20 protein-coding genes are annotated in these 20,278 nt (G+C 70.6%); 5 read left to right on the top strand and 15 right to left on the bottom strand.

The window, feature by feature from the left end; all coding sequences use genetic code 11:
• Positions 1-70: 70 nt before the first annotated feature.
• The 5 genes from WMF12_RS40985 to WMF12_RS40965 form a co-directional block, all read right to left on the bottom strand.
• Positions 71-1,168, bottom strand: coding sequence for a hypothetical protein (locus WMF12_RS40985; protein ID WP_437854033.1), 1,098 nt, complete (start codon positions 1,166-1,168; stop codon positions 71-73).
• 61 nt (positions 1,169-1,229) lie between these two features.
• The gene (locus WMF12_RS40980) at positions 1,230-2,216 is read right to left on the bottom strand and encodes a hypothetical protein (RefSeq protein WP_437854031.1); all 987 of its coding nucleotides are present in this window, start codon (positions 2,214-2,216) and stop codon (positions 1,230-1,232) included.
• A gap of 174 nt (positions 2,217-2,390) precedes the next feature.
• Positions 2,391-3,602 carry a tetratricopeptide repeat protein gene (locus tag WMF12_RS40975; protein ID WP_437854029.1) on the bottom strand — a complete coding sequence of 404 codons (1,212 nt, stop codon included), beginning with the start codon at positions 3,600-3,602 and terminating at the stop codon, positions 2,391-2,393.
• Positions 3,599-4,165: an RNA polymerase sigma factor gene (locus WMF12_RS40970; RefSeq protein ID WP_437546337.1), complete on the bottom strand. Its 567-nt coding sequence runs from the start codon at positions 4,163-4,165 to the stop codon at positions 3,599-3,601. Before WMF12_RS40970 ends, WMF12_RS40975 begins: the two co-directional genes overlap by 4 nt.
• Positions 4,166-4,357: 192 nt before the next feature.
• Complete coding sequence (locus tag WMF12_RS40965; RefSeq protein WP_437854027.1) at positions 4,358-5,701, bottom strand: hypothetical protein; 1,344 nt, start codon at positions 5,699-5,701, stop codon at positions 4,358-4,360.
• An 80-nt stretch (positions 5,702-5,781) separates the two neighbouring features.
• Here WMF12_RS40965 and WMF12_RS40960 point away from each other — a divergent pair, with 80 nt between their 5' ends.
• Complete coding sequence (locus WMF12_RS40960) at positions 5,782-5,943, top strand: hypothetical protein (RefSeq protein ID WP_437854025.1); 162 nt, start codon at positions 5,782-5,784, stop codon at positions 5,941-5,943.
• A gap of 72 nt (positions 5,944-6,015) precedes the next feature.
• On the opposite strand, the gene pheA is transcribed toward WMF12_RS40960, so the two are convergent.
• Together pheA and WMF12_RS40950 are read right to left on the bottom strand one after the other, a co-directional pair.
• Positions 6,016-7,095 (bottom strand): prephenate dehydratase, encoded by a 1,080-nt coding sequence (pheA, locus tag WMF12_RS40955; protein WP_437854023.1) that lies wholly within the window; start codon positions 7,093-7,095, stop codon positions 6,016-6,018.
• A gap of 390 nt (positions 7,096-7,485) precedes the next feature.
• On the bottom strand, positions 7,486-8,106 hold the full coding sequence (locus tag WMF12_RS40950; protein WP_437854021.1) for a hypothetical protein: 621 nt from the start codon (positions 8,104-8,106) through the stop codon (positions 7,486-7,488).
• Between the two features lie 1,521 nt (positions 8,107-9,627).
• On the opposite strand from WMF12_RS40950, the gene WMF12_RS40945 reads away from it, so the two are divergent.
• Positions 9,628-10,347: a hypothetical protein gene (locus WMF12_RS40945; RefSeq protein WP_437854019.1), complete on the top strand. Its 720-nt coding sequence runs from the start codon at positions 9,628-9,630 to the stop codon at positions 10,345-10,347.
• A gap of 432 nt (positions 10,348-10,779) precedes the next feature.
• Here WMF12_RS40945 and WMF12_RS40940 read toward each other — a convergent pair whose 3' ends face one another.
• The 3 genes from WMF12_RS40940 to WMF12_RS40930 all read right to left on the bottom strand — a co-directional run bounded on the left by WMF12_RS40940 (position 10,780) and on the right by WMF12_RS40930 (position 14,111).
• On the bottom strand, positions 10,780-11,952 hold the full coding sequence (locus WMF12_RS40940; RefSeq protein ID WP_437854017.1) for a hypothetical protein: 1,173 nt from the start codon (positions 11,950-11,952) through the stop codon (positions 10,780-10,782).
• Positions 11,953-12,390: 438 nt separating this feature from the next.
• Positions 12,391-13,212 carry a DUF7481 family protein gene (locus WMF12_RS40935; RefSeq protein ID WP_437854015.1) on the bottom strand — a complete coding sequence of 274 codons (822 nt, stop codon included), beginning with the start codon at positions 13,210-13,212 and terminating at the stop codon, positions 12,391-12,393.
• A gap of 515 nt (positions 13,213-13,727) precedes the next feature.
• Positions 13,728-14,111 (bottom strand): hypothetical protein, encoded by a 384-nt coding sequence (locus WMF12_RS40930; RefSeq protein WP_437854014.1) that lies wholly within the window; start codon positions 14,109-14,111, stop codon positions 13,728-13,730.
• A gap of 825 nt (positions 14,112-14,936) precedes the next feature.
• On the opposite strand from WMF12_RS40930, the gene WMF12_RS40925 reads away from it, so the two are divergent.
• From WMF12_RS40925 to WMF12_RS40915, 3 genes are all read left to right on the top strand, one after another.
• A complete protein-coding gene (locus WMF12_RS40925) occupies positions 14,937-15,194 on the top strand; it encodes a hypothetical protein (protein WP_437854013.1) in 258 nt (85 codons plus the stop codon).
• 416 nt (positions 15,195-15,610) lie between these two features.
• Positions 15,611-15,802: a hypothetical protein gene (locus WMF12_RS40920; protein WP_437854011.1), complete on the top strand. Its 192-nt coding sequence runs from the start codon at positions 15,611-15,613 to the stop codon at positions 15,800-15,802.
• Between the two features lie 114 nt (positions 15,803-15,916).
• The gene (locus WMF12_RS40915; protein WP_437854009.1) at positions 15,917-16,279 is read left to right on the top strand and encodes a hypothetical protein; all 363 of its coding nucleotides are present in this window, start codon (positions 15,917-15,919) and stop codon (positions 16,277-16,279) included.
• Positions 16,280-16,397: 118 nt separating this feature from the next.
• On the opposite strand, the gene WMF12_RS40910 is transcribed toward WMF12_RS40915, so the two are convergent.
• The 5 genes from WMF12_RS40910 to WMF12_RS40890 form a co-directional block, all read right to left on the bottom strand.
• The gene (locus WMF12_RS40910; RefSeq protein ID WP_437854007.1) at positions 16,398-16,733 is read right to left on the bottom strand and encodes a hypothetical protein; all 336 of its coding nucleotides are present in this window, start codon (positions 16,731-16,733) and stop codon (positions 16,398-16,400) included.
• 279 nt (positions 16,734-17,012) lie between these two features.
• Positions 17,013-17,495 (bottom strand): RICIN domain-containing protein, encoded by a 483-nt coding sequence (locus WMF12_RS40905; protein ID WP_437854005.1) that lies wholly within the window; start codon positions 17,493-17,495, stop codon positions 17,013-17,015.
• 432 nt (positions 17,496-17,927) lie between these two features.
• Positions 17,928-19,091: a hypothetical protein gene (locus tag WMF12_RS40900; RefSeq protein ID WP_437854003.1), complete on the bottom strand. Its 1,164-nt coding sequence runs from the start codon at positions 19,089-19,091 to the stop codon at positions 17,928-17,930.
• Positions 19,085-19,420, bottom strand: a complete 336-nt coding sequence (locus WMF12_RS40895) for a hypothetical protein (RefSeq protein ID WP_437854001.1) — start codon at positions 19,418-19,420, stop codon at positions 19,085-19,087. Before WMF12_RS40895 ends, WMF12_RS40900 begins: the two co-directional genes overlap by 7 nt.
• A 226-nt stretch (positions 19,421-19,646) precedes the next feature.
• The gene (locus tag WMF12_RS40890) at positions 19,647-20,060 is read right to left on the bottom strand and encodes a hypothetical protein (RefSeq protein ID WP_437853999.1); all 414 of its coding nucleotides are present in this window, start codon (positions 20,058-20,060) and stop codon (positions 19,647-19,649) included.
• Between the last annotated feature and the right edge of the window lie 218 nt (positions 20,061-20,278).

The following is a 20,278-nucleotide window of genomic DNA, read 5'->3' as shown; positions in this document are numbered from 1 at the left end:
TCCTCCTGAGACAAGTAAGCTGACCGAGGGGCGCTGCGCGCCGGTCATCCCGCGTCAAGGTGTCAGGGCGTCAGGGCGTCAGGGCGAAGCAGTAGAACCCGCCGTAACCGCCGCCGGACCCGACGGTGACCGCGCCGGGTAGCGGTCCCCCCTGCTCCAGGAGGTTGATGCCCGGCGCGCACCCTGACTCGTCGAGCGATGACATCCAGTTGGCCATGTTGATGTTGCCGCCGATGCCGCCGGCGCCGCTGCTGCCGCCGGGGCCGCCGGCCCCGCTGCTGCCGCCGGGCCAGGTGGAGCCCCCGCCACCTCCGAAGTTCCTGGGCCACGAGTGACCGACGCGCGGCCGCCCCTCGCTCGAGTCGCCCGACTTGGCCGTCCAGTCCTTGCAGGTCGCGGTCGCGCTGTAGAGCTGTCCCTGGTCGTTCGTCCCCGTCAGCATGTCGTGGTTGTCCACCTCGGGCTGGCTCGGATCGGGCTGGTGGTTGGGGACGCCGTCCTCGTTCGGAAAATCGTCGATGATCGCAGGGTCGGCCGCGGTGGGGCGGTCGTTGAGCAGCTCCTCTTTGTTGTTGGCGAGCAGCCGGCCGAGCCGGTCGTACCAGGGACCCTCGCCGATCCGATCGATCGCGTTGACCTGCTTGCCGTCCTCCCCTGCGACGGCGCTCAGGAAGGCGCGCCACTGCTTGCTCCCCGCGCCGGGGAGGCTCTTCTCGGCGATGGTCGCGCAGATCTTGTCCGCGCCGCGGAGCCCGGCGCCGGGGCCCGTCTCTCCGAAGCGGAGATCGCCGCCGAAGCCGTCCTGGGAGCCCGACAGCTCCTGCAGGGCGACGAGGCTGGTCACGAAGAAGCTGAATTTCTCGGTCGTCCCGCCCGAGCTCGACGAGGTGGTGTCGCCGCTGGACGACGAGGAGGTGGTGTCGCCGCTGGACGACGAGGAGGTGGTGTTGCCGCCGGAGCTGGACGAGGTGGTGTTGCCACCGGAGCTGGACGAGGTGGTGTTGCCGCCGGAGCTGGACGAGGTGGTGTTGCCGCCGGAGCTGGACGAGGTGCTTGTCGAGCTGTCGCCCGAGGCGCCCACATCCGGGTCCGAACTGGAGCAGCCGACCACGGGGGAGAGCAGCGCGAGGGTGAGGGGCAGCAGCAAGGGGCGATAAGTGCGTGTCATGGTCTCTGTGTCCTTTTCCTTGTTAAGCTAGACGGTCGGCCGCGCCGCGGATCGGCGAGGCTCACTTGCAGGTGAGATCGCTCTGGCAGGTCTGGCCCTCGGGGCACTGCGAGTCGTCGTTGCACGACGTGAGCCCCGCGATCACCACCGCCTGCTCGATCTGGGACGAGACGACCAGATCGACCCGGCCGGGCGGGATCGTCGTGGAGCCCACGGACCTGCGCGTGACGATGATCGTCGGGAAGCCCGCGACGCCGAGGTCGAGGAGCTGCTTGACGAGTGATGCCGGGACATCGAGCGAGCCGGTGTCATCGACGTTGCACTCGATCATCCCCTTCGTGCCCCCGTGATGGCTGATGTCGAGCTTCACGTGGAGCCTGGCAATGTCGGCCTGCCCCGGCGGGGTCCACTCGAGCTGCAAGGGCTGATCGGGATCGAGCTCTATCGTCTCGTTCAGGAGATCGAGGGGGCTCACGCCCCTGGCCTCCACCGTGAAGGCGCTGAAGTAATCGCCGCTGGCCTCGAGGCGGATCACCTGGCCCTCGTCGGCGGGCGGGTAGCCGAGCTTCACGCCGGCGGGAGGCTGGTAGTTGTTCGCCGTGGGGCTCATGACGAGGGACGCCGCGCCCGACTCGAGGTTCAAGCCGGTCACCGTCACGTCGCCGGCGCTGTGCGCGGCCGGGTAGGCCTGGCACGTGTCGTCCTCCACGCAGACGGCGCTGCCCCCGCAGGGTTCGTTGCAGAACGGGACGCGCGGCGTGAGGATCTGACAGCCCCCCTCCTCGGCCTGCACTTCCCAGACGATCTGCGAGGGCGTGGGGCCGTCGTAGATCTTCCCGATCACCGACGTGCTGCCCGCCGCACCCGGCTCGGCAGCAGGCAACGAGCGCACCTGGAAGGCGCCGACGAGCTTCGTGGGGTCGCCGGTCGGTTCGCCCGACCCTGTGGAGCCGCCGGAGCCGCCGGAGCCGCCGGCTGAGCCCCCCGAGCCCGACGCGTCGTTGGTACCACCCCCGGAGCTCGAGCAGGCGAGCGACACGAGGGCCACGACCCCGCCAAGGACACCGGCGCGCCATCCGCCTCGTGAGGGGAATTTTTCAATTCGGCAAAGGTTTTGCGACATCTCGATGGCCAGGTGGCGACGCGGCGGGATCAGGGGTCAATCTTTTTTGAAGAAGCCCCACCGCGCGGACGCCGGCGATCCGGCGTCAGGCCCCTGCGCTCAGCCGCCGCCGAGCTCGGACAGGCGCGCGCGCAGCCGCGGCGCGTGGACGCTCTCGCCGTGACGCGCGAGGAAATCGGCGATGGCCGCGCGCTCGTCGGCCGCCCGCCCGAGCCGGCGCAGGCTCTGCACCCGGCCGACCCGGGCCTCCGCGGCGAGGGGGCCGCCGGCGCCGGCGAGGTAGCGATCGAAATAGCCGAGCGCCTCCGCCGCCTTGCCCTGGTGGAGCGCGATCTGCCCGAGCGACACCAGGGCCGCCCGCGCCTCGGGGCTCGCCGGGTACTGCGCGAGCAGGGCGCGGTAGGAGGCGTTCGCCTCGGCGCTCTTCCCCTGGCCGAGCTGGGTCTGCGCGCGCAGGAGCAGCGCTTGCGGGCCCGCCGCGGGCTCCTCCGCGCGCGGCCTGGGCGGCTGCTGCGCGCGATCCCGGGCCCCGACGGCGCTGGCGGCGCTGGCGGTCGCGAGCTCGCCGGTGGGCGCGCCGGCGCCGGGCGAGGGCTCGGCGGCGGGCGCGCTCGCGCCGGGCGGCGGCTCGCCGGTGGGCGCGCTCGCGCCTGGCGAGGGCGCGCCGGCGCCTGGTGAGGGCGCGCCGGCGCCTGGTGAGGGCGCGCCGGCGCCTGGCGAGGGCCCGCCGGTGGGCGCGCCTGCGCCTGGCGGAGGCGCTTCCGGCACCGAGAGCGTGGGGAGGCTCAGGACCGTGCGCCGTGCGCCGCTCGGATCGAGCGTCTCGCTCCCGCTCGGCGCCGGCGGGGGCGCCTGCGCGGGCCCGTCGAACAGCTCCGCCGCGAGCGCGGCCAGGAGCGTCGCCGCGACGGCGACGCCCGCGAGCGACCCGGCGATCCCGCGCCGCAGCATCGGCCGAGGCGCCGCGCGCAGCCGCGCCGTGCTCTCGGGCGCGGCCTCGACGCGGGCGCCCCTCGGGTCGAGGCGAGCGGCTCGGGGCTCGACGCGGGCGCCCCCGGGCCCGAGGCGGGCGCGCGCGAGCACCTGCTGCAGCATGGCGGCGTCGCTGAGCTCGCGGCCGTCGCCTCGCGCGTCGCCGAGCCTGCCGATGGCGGCCCAGAGCGGCGCCTCGCCGCGGAGCTCGGGGTCGTCCTGCTCGGCGCGGCGGAGGAGCTCCGCGTCCTCGTGGCGGACCGGCTCGCCGCGCGCCTCCGCGGCGAGGATCGCGGGCAGGAGGTCCAGATCGATCTCGGACTTCTGCGTCCCTGTCATGATGCTCTCTTCCGGCCGACGGCGAGGTCCTGTCGCACCTGCTTGCGGAGCGCGCCGATCCCGAGGCGCAGCCGGCTCTTCACCGTATCGGCGCTGACCTCGGTCATTCCGGCGATCTCCTCGATGGAGTAATCGAGCGCGTGGTGCAGGAGGATCACGTGGCGCTGCGCCTCCGGCAGCTCGTCGAGGTACGCGCGCGCCTCGCGCGGGAGGGCCTCGAACGGGGGTTGGTGCGGCGCCTGGGCGATCTCCTCGTCGATCGCGCTCTCCGGGGCCACGGGCGCGCCTTCCCTGCGCTGCTGCCTTGCGTACCGGAGGATCGTCCGGACGGCGACGCGCCTGGCCCAGGCCTCGACGGCGGCGTCGCCGCGGTAGCTCGACGCGCTCTCGAGGATCGCGAGCAGGGCGAGCTGCGCGGCGTCGTCGGCGTCGGCCGCGCTGCGGAGGAACGTCCGCGCGATCCGGCGGACCCGCGAGATCACGTGCGTCATGAGCCAGGCCTGGGCCTCCGGGTCACCCGCGCCGGCGTGGCGCATCCGTTCGAGATCAGACGGCGAGGACACGGCGGGTGACGGGGCAGGCGGCGGGGCGGGGACGGGGCGCGTCATGGCGCTGGCCAGGAGCGGCTCGGGCAGGGGGCCGAGGCTCCTGGAGAGAGCTCGCGCGTGCTCAGCGTCCATCGCTTCGACCTGGTGCGACGCACGGCCCGAAGCGGGTCAATTTTCCTTTCGTGTCGGGTCATGCGGCGCGGGTGGTCATTTCCTGACCATGCCCGCGGGGGCCGGCGGGGCCGGCAGGTCGAGGCCGAGCTCCAGCCCGACGCCGGCGAGGATCCGCACCGGATTGGCCGAAAGCGCGAGGGCCGGGTGTACGGTGGCGTCAGGGTCCGTCAGGAGCACGTCCACACCCAGCGTCGTCTTGAGGCGGAGCCACCCGGTGAGCGGGACCCCGAGCTCCGCGACCGGCGCGACGCTCACGAGCACGTCGGTGCGGGCCTCCGGCGGCGGCAGTTGCTGCGGAAACATCCGCGGCCACCGCCACGGGGGCGGCGGTGGCGGGCCATGACCGGGAGGTGGAGGGAACGGTGGTGGCTCGGTGAGCGCCTGCTGGGTCGTGCCTTCCTCGGGGACGCGCTCGACGATATCGACGGTGGCGCGCGCGCCGAGCTGCAGGTCGAGGCCGAGGGGGAGCCTGAGGCGGACCTGGCCGGTCGTGATCACCGGGTGGCGCGAGAGCGCGAACGTGGACTGCTCGTCGCCGAGGGAGGTCGAGGGGATCAGCTCGTACCCCAGGCCGAGGACGGCGTAGTCGACCGGCGCCCAGGAGGCGCGGACCGCGGCGGCGCTCTGCCAGGGCGCGGCGCTGCTGAAGTTCGCGCCGGTGTAGCCGGCGAGGACGGCGAACGTGGGCAGCGGGCTCGCTTCGCGGCGGGCGCCCGTGGATGGCGACGGCGGGCCTGCGGGCGGCTGCAGGTCCGGCGCGGCGCCCGCGGCCGTGGCGTCCGCGGGCGCCGCGGGGGACGCGGCGAGCTCGGGGGCAGCGTCGGGCTCGGGAGGAGCCGCTGGAGCCGGCCCGATCGCGGCGACCTTCACCTCGGCCAGACCGGCGACGTGGCCCTCGCGGAGCTCCTCGGCGACCGCGCCGGCGATGTTGGCGAGCGACTCGAGGGCGGTGGCGGTCTGCCCGGGCAAGACCGGGATGCGGCGGCCGTAGATCTGCTCGCCGTCGCGCTCGACCACGTACAAGGCGAGCTCGTCGCTCGCCCCGGCGTCGATCCAGAGCACTCCCCGCGCGTCCCACGCGTCGGCGAGCGCGTTGGCTTCGGGGAGGAGCGTCTGCAGCACGGGCCTCGGCGTGCTGGGGCGGACGATCTGAAGGCGGACGCCGACGGGGCGGATATGGGCGACGACGAGGTCGATGGCGCGCTTGTCGATGCCGCCGGCGCCCGGGAAGGCGGCGAGGACGAGCACCGGTTCGCTGGCGCCGCGAGGCTCGCCCGCTGCGGCGGGCAGGGCGACGGCGGCCAGCAGGGTGCCGGCGACCGCGCTCGCGGCCGTTCGGGCAGCGCGGAGGGCGAGCGCGAGCGACGCGGCCGGCACGGGCGCGGAAAATTATCACCCTTCCCCGCGGGGCACCATCCCCCGTCGGCCGTGGGCGTTCCCACCCATCGGCCACCAACGTGAACGTGAACGTTTACGTGGTCGTGGTCGTGGTCGAGGTCGTCAACGGCAGGTCGTCAACGGCAGGTCGTCAACGGCAGGCCGTGAACGACCACGACTACGACCACGACCACGACCACGACCACGACCACGTAAACGTCCACGTAAACGTTCGGAGGTAGGAGAACGCGGCGCGAGGCTTCGTTGACGGCGATGCCCCCGCCCGGGCCCGGCGGGATGGCCGCGCCCGCGCCTCAGCGCGCGCCGGTCGACCGCGGGTAGCTCCCGAGCACCTTCACCATCTCGCAGCGCGCGCGGAGCCGCTCGATCGCGTCGGCGACGCGCGGATCGCTCCGGTGGCCCTCCAGATCGACAAGAAAGACGTAGTCCCAGTGCTTCTGCCGGCTCGGCCTCGACTCGATCCGGGTCAGGTTGATGCCCGCGTCGTCGAAGATGGCGAGGACCCGGCGGAGCGCGCCGGGCTCCTCCTGCACGGAGAAGACGATCGAGGTCTTGTCCGCGCCGGTGGCGGGCGCGTCGCCCGGGGCGATGACGATGAAGCGGGTCGCGTTCTCGGCGCGGTCGTGGATGCGCTCCCGCAGGAGCGGAAGCCCGTAGAGCTCGCCCGCCCCGCGGCTGCCGATTGCCGCCGCGGCGGGGTCGCCGAGGGCCTCGTGCGCCGCCGCGGCCGCGGAGACGGTCTGGACGATCTGCGCGCCGGGGAGGTGCTTCGCGAGCCAGAGGCGGCACTGCGAGAGCGCGTGCGGGTGCCCGTGGACCCGCGCGACGCCGCTCAGCCCCTCCGCCTTGCTGAACAGGCAATAGGCGACGTCGAGCACGAGCTCCTGCCGGATCTGGAGGTCGCTCTCGATCAGGGCGTCCGCCGTCAGGGTCACCGAGCCGTCGGTCGAGCTCTCGACGGGGACGACGCCGCAGGCCGCCTCGCCCGCGCGCACGGCGTCGAAGACGCCCTCGATGGTGCCCGTCTCCCGGTAGCGCGCGGCCAGCCCGAACAGGTGCCGCGCCGCGACCTCCGCGAAGGCGCCCTCCGTCCCCGGAAAGGCCACCTTCATGGGCTCCTCCAGCGACAGGCAAGCGCTCATCACCTCCCGGAAGACGACCCGGATGGCGTCGCGCGGGAAGCGCCCCGCGCCCTTCGCCTGCAGGCGGGTGAGCACGCGCCGCTCCCGCTCCGGGTCGTGAAACTGCGTGGCGTTCGCGGCGCGCTTCGCGTGCGCGACCTCGACGGCCACCTCGGCCCGCTCGGCGAGGAGCTCGAGGATCCGGTCGTCGATGCTGTCGATGCGCTCGCGAAGGTCGCCCAGGGTCGTCATGAACTGTTCCACCTCGGATGGGGAAGAGCGGGCATCAAAGCGCAGGGGGCGTCGCAGCGCAAGGCTCGCCTCGGCGCAGGGAATGCGGCGCGGACCGCGCGCGACGGAGACGCACGTCAGGGGCGAAGCGGCACCCGTGCGGGCTCGACGCGTGGAGCGGATGGGGGAGAGAGAGCCGGTGAGGGGGCAGAGGAAGAAGACAGAATCCGCACGCCACCGTGGGGCATTAACATCGCTTCGTTTGGATCGGGCGCGGGAGCGAGAAGATCGGCTGCCGGAGCGATCGGGGCGGGCGCGGGAGCGATCGGGGCGGGCGCGGGAGCGATCGGGGCGGGCGCGTGAGCGATCGGGACGGGTGCGGGAGCGATCGGGACGGGCGCGGGAGCGCCCTCAGATCGGCGCTGCCTGCTCCGCGGCGGTGTCTACCTTCGCCTTCTTGGCCTTCAGACGGGAGCGCCGGCTCAGGGTCGTCCGATGGCGCGATACGAACCTGGCTGCGATCTTGGGTTGGTCGCGAAACGCATAACGGCCGCCCTCGCGGATCTCCTTGGCGAGCTCGTCGGCGGCCCAGAAGCAACGGTTGCGCGGCTCCAGCGCGTGCGCGGCGCTCGCGTCCGATGCCTCGTTGGCGGCGGCGTCTTCGAGCGCGTCAGCGAGCGCCTTGGCCCGCGCGAGATCCTTCGTCGTGATATCGGTCACGCCGAGCGCGCCCTCGTGATCGGACCAGAAGTCGACGAGATCGCGCAGGTCCTGGATGGTGTCCGAAAGGCCGGAGCCGTCGGCGATGCGCGAGAGCTCCGCCTGGGCGGCGTTGTCGTTGCGGCAGCCCCAGCGGCCGCCGGCCACGAGCTTCGCGTCGAGCGCCTCGGCCTCGTCGCGAAGCTTGCGCTGCGCGGACGTGAGCGTCACGGCGCCGCGCGCCCTCTGCCACCCCTTCTCGAGGGCGCCGAGGCGCCGCGCGAAGCGCGCGAGGAGATCCACCTTGTCGGAGGTGATACCGATTCTCGACATGCGTGATTGCTGCGCGTGCGCGAGGCGCGCCAGGGACGTGAGCTCGCGCTCCGCAACGCTCGTGGGCATGTCGGGGGCGGAGGCGTAGGCCGAGTCCAGCGCGAGGAGCGCCTCATCGCTGGTCGGTTCGTGGGGCTTTGCGGCCGGGCGCTTCGACGTTGCGGCCGGCGTCCTGCTGGACGACCTGGCCTTGAGAGACGTGGACCCGGGCGTGGTTTTCACGGTGCTTGTCGGGGGCATGAGCTCCCTCCTGGTTGAGTGGTACCGGAGGATGGTCGCGTATCGAGAGTGGCTGTCAAGGTCGTTTGGCGCGCAGAGGCGTCTGAATGCTGCTGCGCCGAGACGTGCGCGAGACATCGAGGGAGAGGCGGCCGGCGAGGCGAGGAGAGGGCGGCGCGCTGTAATCGGTTGTAATCGAGGTGGTGTTGACACGGCGGGGCATGCGGGACATAGGTGGCCGCGAATTCAACAGACCTTGCGTCGGGAGTGTCTCGAATGCGACACGCGGGCTGGTGCGGAGCCGCCTGGCGTCGGCGCGGCTTTGGCCGCGCCGACGTGGACGAACTCGGCGTAGCAGAACCGCCCGCCGTGCGAGAGGGCGAGGTCGTAGCGCTGACCATCGAGGACGAGCGCGCCGCGCTCGTCGAGCGTCGCTCTCGCGCCCGCTCCACGGCGCTTGCTCTACGGGTCGACAGACCACGATGCAGCGGGCGAACGCGGACGGGCGTCCTCTGGGTTGACCCAGGGATACGGGACGGGCGGGGGCCGCTGCGTGGTTCGTCCGCGAGATCGCTCACGGAGAGGCGCTCTACTTGGTTCAGCGACGCCCAGGGGGACGTAGCGCCTGCGGGAGCCGGCTGCCACGTGCTTCGGCACGTCCCGTGCGCTTCGGAAGTTTCTGGCCGACCGGCAGGGTCACGATCCGCATGCGGACGGGCCGCCCTGGTGGCTCGGATGGTGCGCGATAACGCTTTCTTTATCGTTCACCAGCCACCCCCGAGCGCCCCCTTTGCCGTGCGGGCTCGTTCCCATCCTGCTCGACGCGGTCGTCGACGGTCTGCTCACCCTCGGAAGCGAACTCCCGTCGGGTTGTGGGATGTGGGAGCAAGCCCTGACCGCCGCGCCAGCGGGGGTGGCGAACCGATGTCAGCCTCCGCCTCCTGCGCTTCCATGAGTCCCGTCAATCACAGTAATCGTTTTGATCATTACTATCGATTCATGACCCGGGCTCGCCATGGCTATTGAGCATCAGCTCGTCTCGAAGGATCCCAAGTTTCCTTGACAGCAGTAGGCCCGCATTATTCCACTATCCGCCGCTCTTCTCTTCCTCTGGCTTCTGGGATTCCCGTTGGCCCCCCACGTGCCCGGAAGCCAAGCTTCACCAAGGAACTCAGAGCCAATTGTGCAAACGTAACTGAATCACTCAACCGTCGCCAGGAATGGCGTTTGCAGTCGAGGCAGAACGACGCGACTGAGTAAGCCGCGAGCGGTGCACATTTAGATGCAGGAGAAATCGCAGCCATGTCAAAACGCGCAATCGTGACGTTTTCTGCATGTTTTGTGTCGGCCATGGCGATGGCTGTGCCAGCAATGGCAGAATTTGGATATGAATGCGAAAACCAGGTTATACGCAACGTGCACTCAACTGGAGGACCTGAAATTGGGGGGATTTTACGCGACAACAAGATTCACATTAACTGGTATTACCGTGGCGGGTGCATGGACTTCTATCAGATTCGCTGGGGGGTGGCCGGGCGAGGGGAGCAAGAGTTTCAGATTCAGGGTGGCGATTGCACATCCGGCTGCGGCTATTCGCTTGATATAGACCGGGACAAGCCTTATGTTGTTAGGGTGGAGGCCTGCCGAAGTCGCTTTCTGGCCCCCTCCAGGTGCTCGAATTGGTCGATTCCAGCAGTGACGCTTCCATATGGCCATAATACATGCATGGATGGGTATGTTTGGCGAGAAGCGTTTCCTGGCGATATGGTTTGTGTGACGCCGGGGGCCCGCGCGATGGCCGCGATAGATAACATGCTTGCCCCATCTCGTAGAAATCCGCTCGGTGGTGCTTATGGACCGGATACGTGCCTTTTGGGGTACGTCTGGCGAGAAGCTGTTCCTACCGATCACGTTTGCGTTGTTCCACAAACGCGCCAGTCGACCGCCGACGACAATAGGCTGTTCCTTTATCGTCGGGTAGTCGGAGGTGTCGTGAAATTTCCATTTAGCTGGATAAGCTGACCGGCGAGGGCTTCGGCTCTGGGCACCGGAAGCCCTTGATCACAGCATGCCTGGCAGCGCCGCGAGCAGCGGCGCGTCCGCTGCGTTGATGACAATGCCGCCCCGGCCCCGGGCGACGCTGACCACCGGGACCGGGGCGTCGTGCCGGTCAGGTCGACGACGACGGCGGGGAACTGCGCAGCGATCCAGAGCCACCCGTGCCCCTCTCTGCCCCGACGATTCTCATACTTCTGCGCAGGTAGGGGGGAAGGTTCTGGGCGCATCCTCCATGGTGCTTTCTCGTCAGAAGTTCACCAGATGAGCAGTTCTCGCGCCTCCTCGTGCGCAGGGCTCGCGACGCGGGCGGCCTCGTTGAGGCGAGCGCGGAGCGCGGCGGTCCTCGCGGTGTCTCCCGGACCGGTGTGCGCCCGCGGGTGCCGGCGGGAGCTCGGGCTACGCGGCCTCGTCGACCAGCAGCAGCCGCGCGGTGAACATCCCTCTGTCGAACCACCACCCCAGGTCATGCAGGCGACCCTCGTGCAGAAGAGCGCCGCTGGCGTCGAGCGTGCCGGCGCGGAGCGCCGCCCAGACCTCGCGCGAAAACATCACCGGCCCGAGGCCAGGGGGGCCCTGGCGGCCCCTCAGCGCCTCGTAGGTGGCCGGGCGCGGGGTGCTCGGCAGCTCCAGGGCCGTCCACCGCGCCTGGCCCGGCCCGGGGCCCTCGACGACGGACAGGGCGACGCTCAGGTCTCCGTCGGACGCGAACGTCCCCCACGCACCGCCGCCGATCGGCCGGTAGTCAAGCCGCGCGGCCACAGCGAGCAGATCCCGATCGAGCAGCGGTCGGGGCGGCGTGAGCTCGGGCCGCGTGGTGGGTTCGGCCGGCGTGCTGTCCGGCGGAGCAGGGGAGGGGCGCGGAGCGTCCCGGGGCAACACCGGGACGACGCGAAAGCCGCCGCGATCCACGAAACCCTCGCCATGCACGCCCCGGCGCGGGTGGAGCCAGTCGCCGTCGAGCGCTACGTGGGCGAGGCCGAGCGCACCGGGCGCGTCCTGCGCGCCGGAGGCCTGCGCGCGGAGCGGGGCGGGGATCTCGCTCGGCGAGAGCCGGCCGAGCGGCGTGCGCGGCATCGGACGGGTGATCGCCTCGGGGCTGCGCGTGGTCGCAGGGCCGGTGCTCGGGCACCGCTCGGAGGCAGCGCTGCCCGGCGTGGATGTCGCCACGGCCGGGCCGACGTCGACAAGCGCCGCGTGGCAGCACTCGCCGACGTACCAGAGGGCGAGCTCGTAGCGGTAGCCGTCGAAGCAGAGCGCGCCGGACGTGTCGAGCGTGGCGGAGCGCAGGACGTCCCAGGTCGAGCGCCGGAACATGAGCGGCCCCACGCCGGGCGGCATGGGCTCGACCTCGGGGAAGGGGCCGCCGGCGTGCGCGCGCGCTCGCTCAATGATGGCCCAGCGCATCCGGCCAGGTGTCGCTCCCTCGACGATGGCGAGAAACCACGTCCGGTCACCCTCCGCGGCGAAGGTCCCAAGACCCTCGAACGGGCCCGCGAACGGCTGGAAGTCGAGCCGGGCGACAAGGTCGAGGACCGACCGCGCGAGGCGAGGCCTCGCCGGCGTCAGCACCTGGCCCTCTTGCGGAGCTCGGCCGCGGCGGCGCCGCCGTGCGCGGCGAGGCGCGCGGCACTCGAGCGCGGGATGGTGACGGCCTGTCCGGTTGAGCAGCGCCAGGAAGATGGCGGCCCCCGGGCGCCATCCTGAGCGCGTTCTTTGAGGGGCGAGGAACGAAGCCCCCCAGAAAACTTGCTCGAAGTCCTCCGAGGGGGCTCGCCTTGCGGCCATCCTCCGCGGCCGAGGACGCCGCGCAGCGCGAACTCGTCGAGCGCGTCGGCGTTGAGGCATCCGGCAGCGCGCAAGGGACGGGCGAACGGGCGTTCTGGGTACAAGGCGGCTAACCTGCCGGCCCATGATGGCCGGTCAGCGCGGGACATCCCGCTCGCGGCGTCGGGCGCCCCATCCGTTCGAGCCAGCCGACCAGGGCGACGCCGCCGCGGGTCCGTGCCCCTACGGGTCGACGGACCACGTTGTAGCGACGAAGGAGGACGGTGGGATCTCGTCTCCGAGAGGGAAATAATCGAACGCTGCCGTGGGCGTCTGCGCCTTGCATGCGCCGGTGCTGTCTACGGTGTAGATGGATGTGGGGTTGAGCCGCGCTCCGACCGAGAACAAGCGAATGCGGGCTGATGGTTCGCACGCCGTGTTGGCTTGGAAGGTCTGGTACGCGTACTTAGGAGCACACCCTTTTGTAAGGGAAAACGCAACTGCCTGGGTGCAGCTTGAATCCGCGAAGACGTTGTCTTGGTAGATGGCCGCCCCATCCCCAAAGCCTGGAATACATCGTTCCTGGCCATCTGTAGCGATAAAGAAAGAGCAGGTTTCTCGTCTCTCGGAGTCAAACCAGCGAGATGGGTCATACACCTTAGCACCATCCGCCGTGGTTCGATACCGCGCCTTCAGCCGAGACCCGCTCACCGGGTCTGCTGAGGCGTCCGGTACGGGGTCCATAAAGCCGCCAAATCCGCCGTTGCCCCCGTTGCCGTGGGCGCCGGCGCTCGCGGCGGTCTGCTGCGCGTGGGCGCCGCCCTCTGCGCCCTGCCCGGAACCTCCTCCGGTCTGCTGCGCGGTGGCGCCGCCCTCTGCGCCCTGCCCGGAACCTCCCCCAGTCTGCTGCGCGGTGGCGCCGCCTTCCGCGCCCTGCCCGGAACCTCCCCCGGTCTGCTGCGCTGGGTGACCGGACGAACCCTTCTCGGAGGCCGCGCAGGCCGCCATCGCCAGATAGATTGCGCCACCGCCGAGCAGCGCCGAGACCACATCACGCATCCGCATCGAAAAACCTCCCGCCCCGGCGCTCGTCCGGGAGCGCTGCCCAGGCTACACGACCGGCGAACTCGTCGCGCGCCGCGGCACCGAGGTCCGCGGCGCGGCCGCCCGCGCGGGCAGGACGAGCGCAGCGAGCTCGCGGAGCTCGGGCGTTCTGGCGAGCCGGGCCGGGCCTCTTGACGCGCGAGGAGCACAGCGGCCGCGAAGCCGGCGCGAGCCATCCACGAGCCAGGTACGGGCGAGCTGTGGAGCGCCGTCCGGAACAGTCGGTAGTGGGGGAATTGCCGAGGGCGGCGGTGGTGCAGGCGACGGCGGCACGGCGTGCGACCCCGGCCCGGAGGTGTGGGAGGGGATCCCGGGCATCGGCTGTGCGGCCCCAGACGGCTGTGGCGGCCAGGTCGTCTGCCACGCAGCGTGCGGAATTCTCGATTTCATGCACTGTATCGACGGCGAAGTCGATACGATGCCGTTGTACTGCTGCCCTTGGCCAAAGAACTATCCGCCGCCACTTTGAGCACCCACTACCAGCAGCCCCGATAGGTCAGCGCGTCCGCGCGCATCCATCCGCTGCTGTGTCCAGGCACCGTGTGGACCCGAACCTTGCTCCAATAATGGCCGTTGCCCCACTCGCTTTCGAATCCGTCGGGTCCGGTGACGTCTTGGCCCAAATACTTGTCCGTGAGCTTGGTGGAGCTCTGGCTTTTCGCCACGTAAACACCTGCGCGATCCCAACGGACCTTGTACCGGGCATAGCACAGCGCACCCTTCGCCTCGCCTACCTCCTCGGCGGAGTCCTCCTGCAGAACCGCCGTCTCGTCGTCGACCTGGGCGACGCAGCCCAGCTGAGCGACGCCGGCGACGACGGCCAAGGCCGCCGCGAGTCCCCCTCTTAGAAACCGGTTCATGTGACGTTGTCTCCTGCGGCCGTCTCGAGATCCCCCGTGAGCGCAATCCCCCGAAGCGAACGAACGACCGCGGGCGCGGACGCTAGCACGGAGGGCGGTTCGCGAGGACGGGCGATCGGGCGGGCTCATCGCCAAGAGGCAAAGCGGCCGACCTCCGCCTGCGGGCGGTGCGGGCTCGCAAACCGCCTCCGCGCGGTCGACGACGCGTCGCTATTGCGGACACCCCAGGTGAAGCGGAGGATCGAGGAGATCGGCCGTGGAGGAATCTTGCGCGGGCCGGCGGAGCGTCAAGCGGGGCCCGGCCGGGCTGCAGGGTCGTGGGGGCGGCGCCAGGAGCGCCGGCGCCATGGAGCACTCGAGCGGGGGCCGTCGCCGAGGGGGAGGGCGGGGAAGTGGCGGGCTTACCTACATTCGCCGCGCATGCGGGATAGGACCGCGCCTTTCCCGCGCGATGCTCGATAACGCTTTCTTTATCACGCACCAAAGCTCGTTCTCCTCTGGAGCGGGCAGACGCCGTGCCAGCGGCGGGGAGCGCGCTGTTGCCGCGCGGCGCTCCGGCGGGAGCTCGGGGCTACGCCGCTTCGCCCCGCGAGCTCGTCCTGCGCCGCCCGTGCCTGCCAGCGGAACGGCGCGGGGACCTCGTCGACCGAGAGCCGGCCGATCGGCGCGCGGGGTATCAGGTCCGTGCGATCGGCACCTGCGGAGCGGCCTGGCGTGCGGTCGCGGCGGCGGGCGGGCGCGACGCCGCACCTTCAGGATGTCAATGCGGCGCTTCACCAGACTCACCAATGGCCATTCGAAGAAGCTCTATAATCACTCGATGCAATGGCACTCCACGTCATGCACTACAACTTCGTCCGAACGCAGCGTCAAACGGGCCCAGTACCGCTGAACCCGATGGACCACGTGTGGCGGTCGGTGAAGCCGGACGTCTGCGCGAACCACCAGGACACGATCGTCGATCTGACGGTGGCGAGGTTCCTCCGCTATCTGCGCCAGCTGACGCCGCGCGCGGCGCTCGTCAAGGCAGGGACCCGCTCCGCGCGGTTCTGGCTGCGCCGCGCTCTGTCAAATCGGCGGTGAGGACCGACTTGGCCTCCACCGGATGAACGCGGATCGTGGCCACTGGCGACAGGGATCCGGGCGAGGGTGCCGGGCCGTGTTCGATCCACGATCCCGGAATTGTTGCAAGAGGCGCAAAGCATGGAGCGATGGCGCCACCCGCTTTGCTTCTTGCTCGATCGCGCCACCGATCACGCGAAGGTTTGCGCGCCTCCGCCCCGTACCCGCGGCGTTTCCGGCCTCGTGCACCTGGCACCGGGGTTGCTCTGTAGCCACCTCGGGCGATGTCCCGGCGGGACCGGGGCGCCGCTCGGGCAACCTTCCACAGAGGAGTACGTGATCAGGCATCTGCTACAGAAGACGATGTCCGCGCTGGCCCTCGCGGCCACGGCAGTGCTCGTCGCGGGGAGCGCCGCCGCGAGCGAAAGCCGGAGGCCGTGCTGAACAAGGAGGCGGCGCGCGTCGTGCGCTTCGCGGACCTTGACGAGCAACTCGGCAAGCCCGAGCTGATCTTGGCCGGCTGGGGCCATGGTCACGGCCATGGCGGCGGCAGCGGCAACACCACCGTCAATGGTGGCATCCACAACAGCGGCAACGCCAACGGCGGCACCATCAACATCGGCCACTGATAGCTCGCTCGCGAGCGTCGGAGGGACGCCGTATGGCTTCCTCGACATGATTTCATTGTCGGACGACTGACGGTCCGGCGGAGCTCACTGCAGTCCTGAGCGCGCCTCGACTCCGTGATTTACCGCGACTGCATCCGAGGAGACAGCATGACATATCGATCGGTGATCGCAGCGCTTTTCGCCATTTCGGCTTCTCTGGGGTTCGCCGGCGTCGCGAGTGCGAAGGACCCGGTAGAGGGTGGCGGCAAGGAGAGGGACTGCGAAGGCCGGCGATGCCCGAGCGAGCCGAGCTACGGGCCGCCGCTGGTGCACGGCCCAAGCGCCGAACAGGCGCTGTCCTGCGGAGGGATCGCGGTCTGGGAGACCGCGTGCTACGCAACCTGTTACGCAGCGAGCGGCCCCCTCGGGCTCTTCATCTGCGGTCCCGGCTGCAAGCACCCGGCCGACCAGGCGCGCCACAACATCGGCGGCTGCTGACGACGAGCTACACCGCCCGGGTGCGGGCATGGCATCCGACGGCACTCGCGACACCCGGCGGTGTCTGGGCGGGGGCGGTCCGGGTCACACGCCCTCGTCGGCCGGCGGGAGCTCGGGTTTAGACAGCCTCGTCGACCGGCAGCAGCCGCGCGGTGAACATCCCTCTGTCGAACGACCATCCCAGGTGGTGCGGACGGCCCTCGTGCAGAAGGACGCCGCCGGCGTCGAGCGTGCCGGCGCGGAGCGCCACCCAGACCTCGCGCGAGAACGGAACCGAGCCCAGGCCGGGGGGCCCCGAACGTCCCTTGATCGCCGCGTCGGTGGCCGGGCGCGGGAAGGCCGGGAACTCCAGGCCTGTCCATCGCGCCTGCCCCGGCTCGGGGCCATCGACGACCGCCGAGGCGACGCTCAGGTCTCCGTTGGGCGCCCGATATGGTCCCCGACCTGGATGCACCCCCGACGCCGGTCCTTAGCGACGGCTTTTGTCCCGGTGCTATCGGGACCCCTATTTCTGGCGCTGCTGCCGCTTCTACGGGGCTTCGCGTTGTATTCTGGTCCGTTGTTATCGGGGCCCATCGTTACCTCGCTCCTCGGCAGTACGCTCGTCGAGGTAGCCGCGACGGCGCAGCCACCTCAGCGCGTGATCACGAACACGCCGCGCGACCTCGACTAGATCTCTTGAGGTGTCTACAGCCCGTGGTCCGTTCGATGATACTCGCTCTTCGTGGCGCTTTCACGGAACGTACCAGCGTGTGGCGGCGCCGCCCCAGCAGTCCCACATGCCGACCGGCGCTCGGTTCGCGGCGTTGGAGTTCACGACCTCCAGGCACTTGTTGTTCAGATCGCTTCGGAGTAAACGTCCGTCCCAGTACCAGCGTTGGTTGTCGCCCCCATGGCAGTCCCACACGCTGACCACCGCTCCGTTCGCGCGGTTCCAGTCCAGGATCTCCAAGCACTTGTTGTTCAGATCGCTTCGGAGTAAACGTCCGTCCCAGTACCAGCGTTGGTTGGCGGTCCCCGCACAGTCCCACATGCCGACCGGCGCTCCGTTCTCGCCACTCAACGTCAGGATCTCCAGGCACTTGTTGTTCAACTCGCTTCGGATCTCGAACCCCGGATTCGCTACGACGATTCCGGATGGAGCCAGCACCGCGGCGAAGGCGAGCGCCCCGATCGTGATGCCGATAGCGCTGTACGTGCGTGCATTCCTTTTCATATGGACTCCATCGTTAGGATGCCTGGGCACCCTCCCCTCAGCTCCTCCGGACTTCGGTATCCTGGTCCTGCGCGCCGATGGCCACCCGGACGTGACCCACCATGCGGTCATTCTCGGAGATCCGCGTGCAGCATTGACCGCCCGGCCGTCTTCGTCGCCACATAGCGGCATGCTCAAGAGAGCTCGCGCCGACGTCACACACTCCTTGACACAAACATAGGATCAGTTCCTTCGTTGTAAACGGTTGGAGGGGGACACGCGTGGCCTTCTCGGCGGCACCATACGGAGGCCTCGGTAGCCTTCTCCTTCCGCCGCTTTCTAGGGAAAAGCCGGATATGCCAGTTGGCACGGGTGCTCCTTCCGCTTCCGCGGACGCCGCCCCAGCACCCGCTCGGCCTCTTCTCTCCAGCGCGTCCCGGCGGGAGCTCGGGTTTAGACGGCCTCGTCGACCGGCAGCAGCCGCGCGGCAAAGAAGCGCCCGTTAAACCACCATGCCACGTCGTGGCGGCGACGAGGGCGCCGCCGGCGTCGAGCGTGCCGGCGCGGAGCGCCGCCCAGACCTCGCGCGAAAACATCACCGGCCCCAGGCCAGGAGGCCCCTGGCGGGCCCTCAGCGCCTCGTAGGTGGCCGGGCGCGGGGTGCTCGGCAGCTCCAAGGGCCGTCCACCGCGCCTGACCCGGCCCGGGGCCCTCGACGACGGACAGAGCGACGCTCAGGTCTCCATCGGGAGCGAACGTCCCCCACGCCGAGCCGCCGATCGGCCGGTAGTCAAGCCGCGCGGCCACAGCGAGCAGATCCCGCTCGAGCAGCGGTCGGGGCGGCGCGAGCTCGGGCCGCGTGGTTGGTTCGGCCGGCGCGCTGTCCGGCGGAGCAGGGGAGGGGCGGGGGGCGTCCTGGGGCAGCACCGTAACCACGCGAAAGCCGCCGCGGCCCGCGAAGCCATCGCCATGCACGCCCCGCCGCGGGTGGAGCCAGTCGCCGTCGAGCGCGACGTGGGCGAGGCCGAGCGCACCGGACGCGTCCTGCGCGCCAGAGACCTGCTCGCGGAGCGGGGCGGGGATCTCGCTCGGCGAGAGCCGGCCGAGCGGCGTGCGCGGCATCGGACGGGTGATCGCGTCGGGGCTGCGCGCGGTCGCAGGGCCGGTGCTCGGGCACCGCTCGGAGGCAGCGCTGCCCGGCGTGGATGTCGCGACGGCCGGGCCGACGTCCACAAGCGCCGCGTGGCAGCACTCGCCGACGTACCAGAGGGCGAGCTCGTAGCGGTAGCCGTCGAAGACCAGCGCGCCGGACGTGTCGAGCGTGGCGGAGCGCAGGACGTCCCAGGTGCTGCGCCGGAACATGAGCGGCCCCACGCCGGGCGGCATGGGCTCGACCTCAGGGAAGGGGCCGCCGGCGTGCGCGCGCGCTCGCTCAATAATGGCCCAGCGCATCCGGCCCGGTGTCGCGCCTTGGACGATGGCGAGGAACCACGTTCTGTCGTCCGCCGCGGCAAAACTGCCCAAGCCCTCGAACAGCCCCGAGAACGGCTGGAAGTCGAGCCGGGCGACAAGGTCGAGGACCGACCGCGCGAGGCGAGGCCGCGCCGGCGTCAGCACGTGGCCCTCTTGCGGAGCACGGCCGCGGCGGCGCCGCCGTGCGCGGCGAGGCGCGCGGCACTCGAGCGCGGGATGGTGACGGCCTGTCCCGTCGCGTGGGGTCGCGTCGCGTCCGGTGCCACGGGCTGCGGCGTGGGGAAGCCCTCCGCGATCGTGACGAGGCGCAGCGCCCACTCGATGACGGCGCCGGGATCGGCCGCGAGCTCGTCCCGCTCGCTCTCGGAGAGCTCGGGCGAGTAGGCAGCGAGGCAGGCGCGGAAGCGCTCGCGCACGTCGTTGAGGATCTCCGCGTGTTGATCCACCCAGGGAATCGAGGAACGGGACGTCATAAATACAAAATCTCCTTTAATCCGGCGCTTCGGGCCGGGCTCGTGGTCATGCAGTGGACGTGGGGTGTTGCCGGACCGGCCAGCGCCAGACCGGACAGGGCCGCGGCCCTTTCGAACGTCCCCCGGTCGGTGCTCGGCTCCGCTCAGGGCGAGCTCTCCACGCCGAAGCGCTCAGCCCGGAGCGCCTAGCGCGCGCGGCCTACTCCAGGGGCTCAGCAGGGGGCGGTCAGCCCCGCAGCTCGCGACGCGCCTTCTCCAGCTCCTCCAGGTGCCTGGGGTCCGGCTGCGGAAACCCGGGGGGCATGCGCGGGCTGCGCTCGCCGACGATGATCGCGGGGCCGGTCTTGTGGAGCGCCGCAGTCTCGCGCCCGTCGAGCCGCCGCAACTCGGGTTCTTTGCCTGGCGCGGTGAAGCGGAGGGCGAAGCCCGGGACCATGCTGACCTCGGACCCCTTGACCATCGGCAACCAGACGAGGTCCACGACGCGCGCCGCTTCCGGGTCGACGGTGCTCACGGCCGCCGGAGGGTCGGCGAACTGGACGGAGCCGACCAGGCGCAGCGCCCACTCGAGGACGGAGCCGTCATCGGCGACGTGAGTTTCGACGGCCTGGAGGGGCCGATCGGGCGCAAAGAGCCGCATCGCCGCGCGGTAGCGCGCGCGGCCTAGAACAGGGTCTTTCGTTGTTGGGACCAGGAGCACGAGAATTGATGGGATGCTGGATTGGATGAGGGCATGAATGGACTCCTCTGTCAGGTCGGCGGTTGTTGATGATCCCGACCCCCCCCGGCGGGCCGAGCGTTCCGCCGGGGGGAGCAGCTGGACGGAGGAGCCGAGGAGGGAGCGGGGCGCTCGCACCT

The organism is Sorangium sp. So ce363, from assembly GCF_051520435.1.
Taxonomy (GTDB): Bacteria; Myxococcota_A; Polyangia; order Polyangiales; family Polyangiaceae; genus Sorangium; species Sorangium cellulosum_B.
Note: the sequence above shows the minus strand (reverse complement) of the source record. Positions and strands in the feature narration are given on the sequence as shown.